Consider the following 13931-nt stretch of genomic DNA (forward strand, 5'->3'; position numbering starts at 1 on the left):
TGCGACCGGAAAGCATCAGTTCGTCGGGACCCGGAGGCTTCCGTAGCGTTCCATGCGCTGCCAGTGCAGGCGGGATCCGGCGATCGCGGTGAACACCGACTGGATGACGACCAGGTACATGAGCTGGCGGTAGACGAACTGCTGGAGCGGCAGGCTCCACAGCGGCCCGGGCCGTTCCTTGTCGAGGTGGAAGGCGTAGAGCCCCATCACGACCTGGAGGAGCAGGAAGGCGCACCACAGGCCGATGATGCGGGCCGGATCGAGGAAGACCAGGCCGAAGACGGCGAAGATGTCCACGACCGGCGCGAGCAGCGGCAGCAGGACCTGGAACATCAGCAGGTAGAGCAGACCGCGGCGGCCCAGCTTTCCCGCCTGGCCTCGCTGAGTGAGGGCGCCCCGGTGCTTCCACATGGCCTGCAGGGTGCCGTAGCACCAGCGGTAGCGCTGCTTCCACAGTGCCCCGAGCGTGGCGGGGGCCTCCGTCCAGGCGATGGCCCGCTCCTCGTAGACCACTCGCCAGCCGTCGCGGCACAGCGCCATGGTGAGGTCGGTGTCCTCGGCGAGGGTGATGTCGCTGACCCCGCCGATCCGCAGCAGCGCCTCGCGGCGGAACGCGCCGACGGCGCCGGGCACGGTGGGCATGCACTCCGCGAGGTCGAAGAGGCGCCGGTCGAGGTTGAAGCCCACCACGTACTCGATGTGCTGCCAGCGCCCGAGCAGGCCGCCGCGGTTGACCACCTTCGCGTTGCCCGAAACGGCGCCGACCCGCCGGTTGGCGAAGGGCTGGACGAGCATGCGGACCGCGTCCGGCTCGAAGACGGTGTCGCCGTCCACCATGACGAGCAGGTTGCACGAGGCCGCGGCTATGCCGGTGTTCAGCGCCGCCGGCTTGCCCGCGTTCTGCTGGCGGATTGCCCGTACGCCCCGCAGGTTCAGGGCCTCGACGATGTCGGCGGTGCCGTCGGTGGAGCCGTCGTCGACCACGATGACCTCCACCTGGTGGTCCGACGCGAGCAGGGAACGTACGGCCGCCTCGATGCCAGCGCTCTCGTTGTAGGCGGGGACGATGACGCTGACCGGCTCGGTGACCGGCCTGCCCCACGGCCTGCGGCGGGTACGGACATGACGGCGCGCGGCGACGAACACCGCGATCGCGCGCAGCACGCTGATGGCGCCGGCCGCCCACAGCAGCCAGCCGAGGGCGTCGAGCACCCAGCCGCTGGCGCGCAGCGCGTCGATGAGGGCGAGCCCCTGCCACTCGTCGAGGGCGGAGGCCGGCTTCACGGGTGCGGGAAGGCCGACCGCGTCGCTGACCGTGGCGAAGCGGAAGCCCGCCTTCTTGAGGTCGGGCAGGAGCTGCTCCAGTGCCGCGACCGTCTGCGAGCGGTCGCCGCCCGCGTCGTGCATCAGCAGGATCTGGCCGTCCGTGCCCTTGGGGGTGGAGTTGGCGACGATCTGCGCGATGCCCGGGCGGCGCCAGTCCTGGCTGTCCTGCGTGGTGAGGACGGTGAGGTAGCCCTCCTGCCCGGCCTGCACGACGGTGTCCCAGTCGGCGTCGCCCAGCGCCTCGTTGGTCGAGGAGAAGGGCGGCCGCAGCAGCGGGGTGGTGACGCCGGCGGCGCCGGCGATGACGAGCTGGCTCTCGCTCAGCTCCAGGGAGCGCCGCCACGCGGAGGCGGCGCCGAGGTCGGTGTGGGTGAAGGTGTGGACGCCGATCTGGTGGCCGTCCTCGACGATCCGCCGGGCCAGCTCGGGATGGGCCGACACCTGGGCGCCGACGGTGAAGAACGTGGCCGGCACCTGGTTGCGGCGCAGGACGTCGAGGATCTTCGGAGTCCAGACCGGGTCGGGACCGTCGTCGAACGTCAGGGCGATCGTGCGGGGCCCGGGACCGGCCACCCGCCCGGCAGCGCCCTCGATGACAGGGCCCCCCGAGCGGATCTGCTCCGGCACGGACGCCGACGAACCGGCCCCGCGCGGCGCCCCGTCGGCGGTGGTGTCGAACATGTGGTGGGCGTAGCCCTGGAGCAGCAGCGCCGCCGAGAGGGTGCTGACCAGGGCGGTCAGCAGCAGCCAGTGGGTGCGCAGGGGGACGTTGCGCACGGTGCTGTGCCGCCCGCGGGGGAGGCGGCGGCGCCGGTTCTTCGACACGGGAGGGAGTGCTTCCTGCCTGCTGGATCTGGTCGGGGTCTACGGGCGGGCGGTGGGTTTGCCGCCGCCGTGGCCGGGCCGGGCCGTCGGCTTGCCCTGGCCGGCCGATCCGGAGCCCGGCGACGCCCCGTTCCCGTTCCCGTTGGCGGACGGGAGCGCCGGGCCCGCTGTCGGGGCGGCGCCGGACCCGGTCGTGGTGACGGTGCCGGGGCCGGTGGGCGCGGGGGCCTGGGAAGTGGCGCCGGCGGGGGCCGCGGAGCGGCGCGGTCCGGCGGAGGCGGACGGGCCGGGCCCGGCTGCGGGGGCCTTGCTCGGGGCGGCGTCCGCACCACGGGGGGCGGGCAGGAACGGCGACTGGAGCGTCGGCCCGCCGGACAGCGAGCTGAGTACGAGGACCACGTACGCGGCGGCGGGCACGACGAGCAGCCACCCCAGGCGGCGGACCCTGCGCTGGCGCCGCCCCGAGGAGTCCACGAACACCGGCCTCGGCTCGGCCGCTTCGGCCGCGCTCGGGGAGGCCACGTGGATACGCGGAAGCTCCAGCGTGTCGTCGTCCGCGTAACCCGGTTGTGGTCGCATCGGTGGGGTCTGCCTCTACGGGTTGGGGTGGGTGGTCGGGGCGTCGTCGCGGGGCTGGGGCGGCATCGGGCCGCCGGGTGTACGGGTCGCTTTCGGATGCCCGGGCGGCTTGCCCGCCTCGTGCTTCCCGGACGGCTTCCCGGACGGCTTCGCGGAGGCGGAGGCGCCGCGTGGTCCGTCCGTCGGCTGGGCGGCCGGCGAGCTGCCGGGGGTTTCGCCCTGCTCGCCGAGGACGGGGGCGCAGTAGCCCGGGACGGCGGTCGGCCCTCCGGCCGCGGCGACCAGCGGGGCGAAACGGCGCTCCGCGAGCACCTCTGCGGCACTCGGCGTGTGCGGGGCGGCGTCCGCGGCGTAGGCACGGCAGAGCTCGGCGAGAGCGGCGGGCACCGCCTCCGGCGAGTCGGCGAGTGCCCGGGGGAGTTGCCCGGGCTCGGAGGCCGGCGCGGAAGCGGAGGGGGCCGGGGCGCTGCTCGCGGGTTCGCCGCCCAGGGCGGCAGGCAGATTGCCCGTCCCGGCGGCGACGGCGACACCGCCGAGGGCGGCGGCCGCCACGGTGGCAGCGGCCTTCGAGCACAGGAGCATCGCCGGGGTGAGCATGTTCCGCTTCCTGGGAGTGGCCACGGGGGTGGACGCAGTGGTGGATATCTGGGCAAGATGGGCGGACCGGAAAGCCGCCATGGCCGCCTGCTCGCCGGGCAGTTCACCGTCGCCCGCAGGCGCGGAGACGGCGGCGAGCAGTCCCGTGAGGGCGTCGTCGCCGGATACCGCAGCGGCCCCGGCGCCGCCGAGCAGCTGCTCGGCCGTGTCGCGGTCGATCCGGCGGGATCGGTTGGTGCTCATCTCGCATCCTTCAGCGTCGGAGACGTCGTCGGTGTCACTTCCGGGGCGAAAGTTCCTCCGGGAGGCCGCTGAGCACCGCCGGGGTCCCCCTCCTGCTGTTCGAGGATCTTGGCGAGCTTGCGCAGGCCCCGGTGCGCGGCCGTGCGCACCGCACCCGCCCGTTTGCCGAGCACGCGCGCCGCGCTCTGCGCGTCCAGGTCCATGACCACGCGCAGCAGTACGGCCTCGCCCTGGTCGCGGGGCAGCCGGGCTATCAGGGCGAGCGCGTCGGCGGCGGCGACCGTGGCCAGCGCGCTCGACTCGGTGTCCTCGGGCGCCCGCCGGTCGAGCAGGTACTCGACCGGCAGGTCGGCTGTCGGTCGTCGGCGCCGGCGGCGCAGCAGGTCCAGCGCCCGGTTGCGGCCGATCGTCGTCACCCAGCCCCGGAACCCGTCGAAGTCCCCGTTGAACGTCCCCAGGTCGCGGGTGACCTGCAGCCAGGTCTCGGATGCGACGTCCTCGGCTTCCTCCCCGACCAGCACGGTCAGATAGCGCAGCAGCCCCGGCTGCACCTGCCGGAAGAGCGCCCGGAAGGCGGCCTCGTCCCCGCGTTGCGCTGCTCTGACCTCCCCGGACCTGTCTCCCGGGCGTCCTGCCTCGCTGTCGGCCTCGCCGAACTCCTCCGCACTGTGCACGCGGGACATGATGCGGCACATGAATCCGGCAGTTCGCCCGATGATCCGGATATCAGCCGGTGTTCACGCGAGGAGCACGGCGCCAAGGCCTGGCCAAAGCCCGGGGGGTTGGGCAAGGATCACGTCCGCACCAAGCCACGCACGTTCTTCCGGCACATCACGCCCTTCACAGGAGGATGTTCATGCCTCGCCGTATACCCAGCGGCCTGATGGTCGCGGCCGCCGCCACCGCGGCAATCGCCCTGGCCGCACCCGCCTCGGCGTCCGCGTCCGCACCGGTCGCATCCCTCCCCCAGGGCCGCGTCTTCATGGTCAACCCCGTCCAGTCCTCCGGCGACCAGGCGCTTGCCGATGCCAAGGACTCCGCCGCCTCCGTGCCCGCCTCCGCTTACGCCACGGCCGCGCTGCGCAACCTCGACGCGAGCGGCGGGCTGTCGGGGAAGTGGGCTCACGTCAGGTCGGACACCGGCGCCTCCGCGAAGACCGCGAACGCCGCCTCGTACGACCGCCACGACGACCAGTTCGAGCAGGTCATGGCCTACTTCTGGGTCAACGAGGCGCAGGAGTACCTGCAGGGCCTGGGCTTCGGCAGCGAGCTTCCCGGGGCCAACGACCGGGTCCAGCCCGTGCGCATCAACCAGTGGGGAGCCGACAACTCCTTCTTCACCGACAAAAAGGACGAGATCCGCTTCGGCAAGGGCGGCGTCGACGACGCCGAAGACGCCGAGGTGATCGTCCACGAGTACGGGCACGCGGTCCACGAGGCCCAGGTCCCCGGCTTCGGCACCTCCCCGGAGGCCGGCGCGATCGGCGAGGCGTTCGGCGACTACCTGGCCGTCGAGGTCGGCACGCACGCCGTCGCCCGGTACGGCTGGGTCCGTACGGCCGACGAGGCGTGCGTCGCCGACTGGGACTCGATCGCCTACAGCGCCGCCCCGCACTGCCTGCGCCGGATCGACGGTTCCAAGGTCTACGCGGACCGGGTGGGCGAGGTCCACGCGGACGGCGAGATCTGGTCCCGCGCGCTCTTCGACATCCGGGGTGCCCTGGGAGCCAGGACCGCCGACCGCGTCATCGTCAACGCGCAGTTCGGCTTCGCGGCCGACACCGGCTTCACGGACGCGGCGCTGAAGACGATCGCGACCGCCGAGCGCATGTACGGCAAGGGTGCGGCGGACTCGGTGCGCGGTGCGTTCCGGGCCCGTCAGATCCCGGGCGTCTAAGGGCGGTTGGCGGATGCCGCTCGGCCCCGGAGCCCAACGGGCCCCGGGGCCAAGCGGAATGGTCCGTTTTTGACCGTTGAGCGGACATGTAAGTCCTCTTTCCGGACAACAGCTGGTCAAATTCTTGTTGCATACCTGTCAATCGGGCCCTCCTTACTGGCAATCTCGCTGCCGCCCCCACGGCAACGAATGGAGACCGAGTGCCCCACCACATGTCCTCATCCCCCGCCTCCCGACGCCGGATCCGCGTGCTGCGCACCGCCGCCCTCGTCGGCTCCGCCGCGATGGTCGCGCTCGCCGTCCAGAGCGGTTCCGCCAATGCGGTCGCCGACCGCGAGGACGGAGCCACCGCCGTCCAGCTGTCGACCGCCGCGCGCGGCCAGGCGATCGTCGCCGCGCAGACCGAAGCGGTCGGTACCGCGCGCGCCATCGGCCTCTCCGACCAGGAGCGCCTCGTGGCCCGCGACGTGGTCAAGGACGCGGACGGTACGGTCCACACCCGCTACGAGCGCACCTACGCGGGCCTGCCCGTCCTCGGCGGCGACCTGGTCGTCCACCAGAAGAAGGACGGCAGCCGCAAGACCACCAAGGGCACCGAAGCCCGCATAGCCCCCGCCGCCGCCCGCTCCCTGAAGGCCGCGCCCGCCGGCGCCCGCCAGGTGGTCTGGGCCGCGACCGGCACGCCCGTCTTCGCCTACGAGGCCGTCGTCACCGGCACCCAGCCTGACGGCACCCCGAGCGAGCGCCACGTCATCACCGACGCGGCAACCGGCGCCGAGCTCTGGGCATACGAGGCCATCGAGACCGGCAGCGGCACCAGCCAGTACTCCGGCTCCGTCACGCTCGGCACCACCCAAAGCGGGTCGGCGTACAACCTGACCGACGCGGGCCGCGGCGGCCACAAGACCTACGACCTGAACGGCGGCACCAACGGCACCGGCAGCCTGTTCACCGACGCCGACGACAAGTGGGGCGACGGGCTGGCGACGAACCGGCAGACCGCCGCCGTCGACGCCCACTACGGCGCGGCCGTCACCTGGGACTTCTACAAGGCCGAGCTCGGCCGCAACGGCATCGCCGGCGACGGCAAGGCCGCGTACTCCCGGGTCCACTACGGCAACGCGTACGTCAACGCGTTCTGGTCCGACAGCTGCTTCTGCATGACCTACGGCGACGGCGCGGGCAACCTCAAGCCGCTCACCTCGCTGGACGTGGCCGGCCACGAGATGAGCCACGGCCTGACCGCCTCCACCGCCAAGCTGAACTACAGCCGCGAGTCCGGCGGCCTCAACGAGGCCACCAGCGACATCCTCGGCACCTCGGTGGAGTTCTTCGCCAACAACCCGGCCGACGCCGGTGACTACCTCATCGGCGAGAAGATCGACATCCGCGGCAACGGCACCCCGCTGCGCTACATGGACAAGCCGAGCAAGGACGGCGCCTCCGCCGACTACTGGTCGAAGACCGTCGGCCGGCTCGACGTCCACAACTCCTCGGGCGTCGCGAACCACTTCTTCTACCTGCTCGCCGAGGGCAGCGGCGCGAAGACGATCAACGGCGTGTCCTACGACTCCCCGACCTACGACGGCTCCACCGTCACCGGCATCGGGCGGACCAAGGCCTACAAGATCTGGTACAAGGCCTTGTCCAGCTACATGACCTCGACCACCAACTACGCGGGAGCCCGCACCGCGACCCTCCAGGCGACGGCCGACCTGTACGGCGCGTCCGGCACCGAATACCAGCAGGTCGCGGCCGCGTGGACGGCCGTCAACGTCAAGTGACGCCCTGACAGCCCGGTGCCGGGGCAGGGCTCCATCGCCTCGGCACCGGGCTGCTCCGGCAGCGCCTCGCCCAACCGGCCCGCGGACCCGTCAGTGCCCGGAGGAGAGTTCGCCGCTGAGGGTGCCGTGGATCCGGGCGCTGGCCTCGTTCAGGCCGGTGATCTCGACGGCCTTGCCCCGCTGGGCGTACCGGTGCTCGATCGCGTCCAGCGCGGCCACCGAGGACGCGTCCCAGACGTGGGCGCCGGTGAGGTCGATGACCACCCTGTCCGGGTCGCCGGCGTAGTCGAACTGCCCGACCAGGTCGTTGGAGGAGGCGAAGAACAGCTCGCCGGTCACGCAGTAGACGACCTGGCCGCCGTCCGGATCGAGGACGGAGGTGACGTTCGCCAGATGGGCGACCCGCTTCGCGAAGATGACCATCGCGGTGACGGAGCCCACCACGACGCCCACGGCCAGATTGTGGCTGACGACCACACACACGACGGTGACGACCATGACGGCGATCTCACCGGCCGGCATCCGCTTGAGGGTCTTCGGTGCGATGGAGTGCCAGTCGAACGTCGCGAAGCACACCATGACCATGACCGCGACGAGCGCCGCCATCGGGATGTCGGAGACGACCGGCCCGAAGACGATGCACAGCACCATCAGGAAGGCGCCCGCGAGGAAGGTCGACAGCCGGGTGCGGGCTCCGGACACCTTCACGTTGATCATCGTCTGGCCGATCATCGCGCAGCCGCCCATGCCGCCGAAGAACCCGGTGACGATGTTCGCGATGCCCTGACCGATGGACTCCCGCGTCTTCGAGGACCGGGTGTCGGTGATCTCGTCGACCAGCTTCGCCGTCATCAGCGACTCCATCAGCCCGACGAGGGCCATGGCCAGCGCGTACGGGGCGATGAGGGTCAGCGTTTCCAGGGTGAACGGCACGTCCGGCAGGCCCGGCACGGGCAGCGCGGCCGGCAGCGCACCCTTGTCGCCCACGGTCGGGACGGCGATGCCCGCGGCCACGGTGATCACGGTGAGGATGACGATGGACACGAGCGGAGCCGGCACCGCCTTCGTGACCTTCGGGAAGAACACCATCAGCGCCAGCCCGGCCGCCATCAGCGGGTAGACGGCCCACGGGACGTCGTGCATCTCGGGCACCTGGGCCATGAAGACCAGGATGGAGAGGGAGTTGACGAAGCCCACCATCACCGAGCGCGGGATGAACCGCATCAGCTTCGCCACGCCCAGCGCGCCCAGCACGATCTGGAAGACACCGGCCAGGATCACCGCCGCGATCAGGTGGCCCAGCCCGTGCTCCCGGTTCAGGGGAGCGATCACGAGGGCCACGGCGCCGGTCGCGGCGGAGATCATCGCCGGACGCCCGCCGACGAACGCGATCACGACGGCCATCGTGAACGAGGCGAACAGCCCGATCGCCGGATCCACTCCGGCGATGATCGAGAACGAGATCGCCTCGGGGATCAGCGCGAGCGCGACCACCAGACCGGCGAGCACCTCGGTCCGGAAGACCTTCGGCGAGAGCCAGACCGGCCGTATCGGACGACGCAGGCCGCGCAGCCGCGCGGACCCGGACACAGGGGAAGAAGACACGGGGGCACAGACCTCGGGTTCGGGTGCACCCGAACCGGCAGGCGGGCGCGCGGAAAATGCAGGAAGGGCCTGATCCGCGCTGCGGATCAGGCCCTTGACCTGGTCTTACGAAGTCGGGGTGGCGGGATTTGAACCCACGACCTCTTCGTCCCGAACGAAGCGCGCTGCCAAGCTGCGCTACACCCCGATCGCCGCCCTTGCAGCGCTTGCTGCCCTGGCGACATCGATTACTTTAGCGGACCCTCGGCCGGAGACGAAATCCGGTTTTCGCGGAGGGCCTGCTCGGCCAGTGCGGGCGCCGGGCGGCGGCGGTCCGCCGCGACCAGGGCGAGGCCGAGTGCGTAGAAGACGATGCCCAGGACGACCGCGTTGAGGGCGACCCGGCCGTAGCCGTACTGGGCCACGTCGATGAAGGGGTACGTGTACCGGCTCTTCGTGCCGGGGGCGAGCAGCGCGCCCCGGACCAGCGCGAAGGTCACGTACGCGAGCGGGTAGGTCAGCCACTGGACGGCGTGTCGCGGGCGCAGTGTGCGCGGGGCCGTGAGGAGGAGAAAGTCCAGTACGGCGCCGACCGGGGTGACCGTGTGGAGGAGCTGGTTGGAGACGGCCTTGGCGCCGGCCAGCTTGTCGAGGTCCTCGAGCACGTTGAAGGGGCTCGACGGGTTGGCCAGGACCAGGTGGAAGACGAGACCCGTGACCAGGATGAAGAGCAGCACCCCGCCCCGGTAGAGGGGGTCGACGTCCGGGCGCTCCCGCCACGCGCGGACGGCGGAGAGGCCGAACACGACCGCCACCGCGATGTTCGTCCAGATCGTGAAGAAGCTGAGCACGACCGGGACGCTGCCGTACGCGCACTCGATGACGAGCCCCGTCACCGCCGCGGCGGAGATCAGGGACCGGAAGGCGGCCGGGACGATGCGATGGGGTGCGGTCATCCCGTCAACGTACCTACGCCTGCGCCTTCGGCGTCAGTGTCAGGAGCGTGGCTTCCGGCGGGCAGGCGAAGCGGACCGGGGTGAACCGGTTGGTGCCGCAGCCCGCCGAGACGTGGAGGTACGCGCGGTGGCCGCCCGCCTCGTGCGTGGACAGGCCCTTCACCCGTTTGGTGTCCAGGTCGCAGTTGGTGACGAGCGCCCCGTAGAAGGGGATGCACAGCTGCCCGCCGTGCGTGTGCCCGGCGAGGATCAGCGGGTACCGGTCGGCGGTGAAGGACTCGAGGACGCGCAGGTACGGGGCGTGCACCACGGCCATCGAGAAGTCCGCGTCCGGCTCCGGACCGCCCGCGACCTGCTCGTAGCGGTCGCGCTTGATGTGCGGGTCGTCCAGCCCGGTGAAGGCCAGCTCCAGGCCCTCCACCTTCAGCCGCGCCCGGGTGTTGGTGAGGTTCAGCCAGCCCGCCGCGTCGAAGGCGTCCCGCATCTCCTCCCACGGGTTGTGGACGGCCCCGACGACCGGCTTGTTCCCGTTCAGCCCGTGCCGGCCCTGCGCCTTCTCGAGCAGGTAGCGCCCGGGGTTGCGCAGCCGCGGCCCGTAGTAGTCGTTCGATCCGAAGACGTACACGCCCGGGAAGTCCATCAGGGGCCCCAGGGCGTCGAGCACCTCCGGGATGCCCTCGGTGTCGGAGAGGTTGTCGCCGGTGTTCACGACGAAGTCGGGGCGCAGGCCCGCCAGGGACTGCAGCCATGCGCGCTTCTTGCGCTGCCCGCCGACCATGTGGATGTCCGAGACCTGGAGCACGCGCAGCGGGCGCATCCCCTGGGGGAGAACGGGCACCGTGATCCGGCGCAGTCGGAAGGACCGCGCCTCGAAACCGGCGGCATAGGCCACGCCCGCGGCCCCCACCGCGGCGATTCCGGCAGCTGCCTTCAGGGGGACTCCGTAACGCGCACGCATGGCCCCATCGTCGCAGACCCGGAAAACCTGCGGGCGCCACCGCCCCCGCAGGTGGCAGACTCAGGTGCATGACCACGCTCAAGGCCAAGCTCCAGGAAGACCTCACGACCGCCATCAGGGAGCGGAACGAGCTGCACTCGTCCACCCTGCGACTGACCCTCTCCGCCATCACCAACCAGGAGGTCGCGGGCAAGGAAGCACGCGTGCTCTCCGACGACGAGGTCCTCAAGGTGATCGCCAAGGAGGCCAAGAAGCGCCGCGAGGCCGCCGAGGCCTTCGCCCAGGGCGGGCGTCCCGAGCAGGCCGCGCGGGAGACGGAGGAGGGCGAGTTCCTCGACACCTACCTGCCCAAGCAGTTGAGCGACGACGAGCTCGTCGCGATCGTGACGCAGGCCGTCGAGGAGGCCAGGGCGGCGGGCGCCGAGGGGCCGCGCGCCATGGGCGCCGTCATGAAGATCGTGAACCCGAAGGTCGCCGGGCTGGCCGAGGGCGGGCGCGTCGCCGCCGTCGTCAAGCAGCAGCTGTCCTGAGCCGTACGGCACGGAAGCCGTACGCACAGGCCGCGCGCACAGGACGTACGCACAGACGCCGTACGCACAGAGGGGCCCTCAGCCGGATCCGGCTGAGGGCCCCTCTCGTTCCGCTGCCGCCTACTGGGTGTCGCGGCCGCCGATCAGGCCCGGTTGGATCGTGATCCCGGGGAACGGGTTGTCCGGGGTGGGGCCGCCGGTCGTACCGCCGGGCCGTCCGCCGGGCTTGTTGTCACCGCCGGGCTTGCCGGGCTTCCCGGGCTTGCTCGGGTTCGTGGTCGGCCGGCCGCCGGGGTTGCCGCCGGGGAGCACGGGTTCCGGGATGCTGACCGTGGTGAAGACGGGGGACTCGCGTCCGGCCAGTGCGCCGGTGACCGCGTCCTTCCAGATCGGGCCGGGCAGACCGCCGCCGAAGACCTTCTCGTAGGGCTTGCCGCCGATCTCGATGTTCTCCATCGTGATCTTCTTCGCGCCGCCCGAGCCGACCCACACCGCACCCGAGATGTTCGGGGTGTAGCCCACGAACCAGGCGTTGTACCGGGAGTCCGTCGTACCGGTCTTGCCCGCGCTGTCGCGGTCGGTCAGACCGGCCCGCTCACCGGTACCGGAGTCGACCACTCCGCGCAGCAGGGTGTTGATGGTGTCGGCCGTCTCGGTCGCCATCGCGCGCTCGCACTTGGCCTTCGGCACGGCGAGCGCCTTGCCGTGCGCGTCCGTGATCGACTCGATGGCGACCGGGGTGCAGTAGACACCGCGGTTGGCGAAGGTCGCGTACGCGTTGGCCATCGTCAGCGGGGAAAGCTCGGCGGAGCCCAGCGCGATCGAGGGGGCTTCCACCAGCTTCTCGCCGTTGGCGGAGATCACGCCGAGCTTCTGCGTCATCTCCGTCACCGGGCAGAGGCCGATCTCCGAGATCATCTGCACGAAGTAGGTGTTGATGGACTTCTCCATCGCCGTCCTCATCGCGTACGGACCGACCTCGTCCTCGGTCTCGTTCTCGGCCGTCTGCAGCTTGCCGTTCGAGAGCGGCAGGTTGAGCCAGTTGGTGCCGTCGCACTTCTGGACCGGGCTCGGGTAGTCCATCTTGTTCGGCGCCGGGTACACCTTGGTCGCCGGCATGCCCCGCTCTATGGCGGCGGCCGCGATGAACGGCTTGAACGTGGAGCCGACCTGGAAGCCGAAGTTCGAGCCGCCCATCCGCTTGTCCACGGAGTAGTTGATCTGCGTCTCGTTCTTCCCGAAGCCGTACGGCTTGGACTGCCCCATCGCCAGCACCCGGCCGGTGCCCGGCTGGACCATGGTCACAGCCGTCGCGATCGAGTCCTCCTGGTAGACGTGGTCCTTGATCGACTCGTTGGCCGCGTCCTGCGACTGCGGGTCCAGGGTGGTGCGGACCGTCAGGCCGCCCTGGTTCCAGACCTTGGCCCGCTCCTCGCGCGTCTTGCCGAAGGCCGCGTCGGTCAGGAAGGTGTTGCGGACGTAGTCGCAGAAGAAGCCCGCGCCCTTGACCGCGGTGATGCAGCCGTTCTTGGGCCTGGTCACCTTCAGCGTGACGGGCTTCGCCTTCGCCGCGTCCGCCTCCGCCTGCGAGACGTCCTTGATGTCGGCCATCCGCTGGAGGACGATGTTGCGGCGCTTCATCGCCTCCTGCCCGTCGTTCACCGGGTCGTACCGGCTCGGCGACTGGACGACGCCCGCGAGCATCGCGGACTCCTCCAGGGTCAGGTCCTTGGCCGGCTTGCTGAAGTAGCGCTGGGCCGCGGATTCGATTCCGTACGCCTGCTGGCCGAAGTACGTGATGTTGAGGTAGTTCTCGAGGATCTTCTTCTTCCCGAGTTCCTCCTCGACCTGGATCGCGTACTTCAGCTCGCGGATCTTGCGGCCGAGGCTCTTCTCCTGGGCCTCGCGCACCTTGGTCTCGTCGTCGCCGGCCTCTTCGACGAACACGTTCTTCACGTACTGCTGCGTAAGCGTGGAGGCGCCCTGTGCGGCGCCGCCCTCCTGTGCGTTGCGGTTGACCGCGCGCAGGATGCCCTTCAGGTCGACCGCACCGTGCTCGTAGAAACGCGAGTCCTCGATGGCGACGATTGCCTTCTGCATGTACGGGGAGATCGCCGTGAGGGGAACCACCTGCCGGTCACGCGAATAGACAGTGGCGATCAAGCCACCTTCGGAGTCCAGAATCGTGGTCCGCTGGCTCAGCGGCGGAGTCTTGAGATTGGCCGGGATCTCATCGAATCCCTCGACCGTGCCCTTGGCCGCGAGCCCCAGGGCGCCTGCCGCCGGAATCGCCATGCCGGCCAGCACAACTCCGGAGAGAACGGACACCCCGAGGAACTTGGCGGCCTGCTGGCTCCCGGTGAGCCCGCCGCCCGAGCGCTTCTTTCCCATGGAGGGCAGCCTACGTTCTCATTCGCCGGACACGCGCGAATGCCTTGGCCTAAGCTGTCCTCAACTGTCACAGCAGCGCGGTCCGACATCAACCCCTCGGCTTGATTTTCACCCTTCCCGAATGGGGTGGACTCATGTCCGAATCCCGCCCCCTGTGTCGAGTGCACACCACTGACGACTCGGTGATTTCACCCGAATCGCCGGAATGGTCGGGCATGTCGTCCGATCACTCCGTCGGGTGATCTGCCGCTTACCCATAGT

Annotated in this window: 11 protein-coding genes and 1 tRNA gene; 3 read left to right on the forward strand and 9 right to left on the reverse strand. The window is 70.7% G+C overall.

Annotated elements, in window-relative coordinates:
* Positions 1-15: 15 nt before the first annotated feature.
* Genes JIW86_RS22085 through JIW86_RS22100 form a run of 4 tightly spaced genes read right to left on the reverse strand, consistent with a single transcriptional unit; the run spans position 16 to position 4244 of the window.
* Positions 16-2151, reverse strand: coding sequence for a bifunctional polysaccharide deacetylase/glycosyltransferase family 2 protein (locus JIW86_RS22085; RefSeq protein ID WP_257555588.1), 2136 nt, complete (start codon positions 2149-2151; stop codon positions 16-18).
* A 39-nt stretch (positions 2152-2190) separates the two neighbouring features.
* A complete protein-coding gene (locus tag JIW86_RS22090) occupies positions 2191-2730 on the reverse strand; it encodes a hypothetical protein (RefSeq protein ID WP_257555589.1) in 540 nt (179 codons plus the stop codon).
* Positions 2731-2745: 15 nt separating this feature from the next.
* Positions 2746-3570 carry a hypothetical protein gene (locus tag JIW86_RS22095; protein ID WP_257555590.1) on the reverse strand — a complete coding sequence of 275 codons (825 nt, stop codon included), beginning with the start codon at positions 3568-3570 and terminating at the stop codon, positions 2746-2748.
* Positions 3567-4244 (reverse strand): RNA polymerase sigma factor, encoded by a 678-nt coding sequence (locus tag JIW86_RS22100; protein ID WP_257555591.1) that lies wholly within the window; start codon positions 4242-4244, stop codon positions 3567-3569. Before JIW86_RS22100 ends, JIW86_RS22095 begins: the two co-directional genes overlap by 4 nt.
* Positions 4245-4426: 182 nt before the next feature.
* Here JIW86_RS22100 and JIW86_RS22105 point away from each other — a divergent pair, with 182 nt between their 5' ends.
* Entirely contained in the window at positions 4427-5467 is a 1041-nt protein-coding gene (locus JIW86_RS22105) for a M36 family metallopeptidase (RefSeq protein ID WP_257555593.1), read from the forward strand.
* A gap of 212 nt (positions 5468-5679) precedes the next feature.
* The gene (locus JIW86_RS22110) at positions 5680-7251 is read left to right on the forward strand and encodes a M4 family metallopeptidase (RefSeq protein WP_257555594.1); all 1572 of its coding nucleotides are present in this window, start codon (positions 5680-5682) and stop codon (positions 7249-7251) included.
* 90 nt (positions 7252-7341) lie between these two features.
* Here the strand turns inward: JIW86_RS22110 and JIW86_RS22115 are convergent, their stop codons facing one another.
* The 4 genes from JIW86_RS22115 to JIW86_RS22130 all read right to left on the reverse strand — a co-directional run bounded on the left by JIW86_RS22115 (position 7342) and on the right by JIW86_RS22130 (position 10749).
* Complete coding sequence (locus tag JIW86_RS22115; protein WP_416237682.1) at positions 7342-8841, reverse strand: SulP family inorganic anion transporter; 1500 nt, start codon at positions 8839-8841, stop codon at positions 7342-7344.
* 128 nt (positions 8842-8969) lie between these two features.
* A tRNA-Pro gene (locus tag JIW86_RS22120) sits at positions 8970-9043 on the reverse strand.
* Positions 9044-9083: 40 nt separating this feature from the next.
* On the reverse strand, positions 9084-9791 hold the full coding sequence (locus JIW86_RS22125; RefSeq protein WP_257555597.1) for a Pr6Pr family membrane protein: 708 nt from the start codon (positions 9789-9791) through the stop codon (positions 9084-9086).
* Between the two features lie 13 nt (positions 9792-9804).
* Positions 9805-10749, reverse strand: a complete 945-nt coding sequence (locus JIW86_RS22130; protein ID WP_215143413.1) for a metallophosphoesterase — start codon at positions 10747-10749, stop codon at positions 9805-9807.
* Between the two features lie 68 nt (positions 10750-10817).
* On the opposite strand from JIW86_RS22130, the gene JIW86_RS22135 reads away from it, so the two are divergent.
* Positions 10818-11279: a GatB/YqeY domain-containing protein gene (locus JIW86_RS22135; RefSeq protein WP_215143415.1), complete on the forward strand. Its 462-nt coding sequence runs from the start codon at positions 10818-10820 to the stop codon at positions 11277-11279.
* A gap of 120 nt (positions 11280-11399) precedes the next feature.
* Here JIW86_RS22135 and JIW86_RS22140 read toward each other — a convergent pair whose 3' ends face one another.
* Positions 11400-13670: a transglycosylase domain-containing protein gene (locus tag JIW86_RS22140; protein WP_215143417.1), complete on the reverse strand. Its 2271-nt coding sequence runs from the start codon at positions 13668-13670 to the stop codon at positions 11400-11402.
* Positions 13671-13931: the final 261 nt, after the last annotated feature.

The sequence above is a fragment of the Streptomyces sp. NBC_00162 genome, assembly GCF_024611995.1.
In the GTDB taxonomy this organism is placed as follows: Bacteria; Actinomycetota; Actinomycetes; order Streptomycetales; family Streptomycetaceae; genus Streptomyces.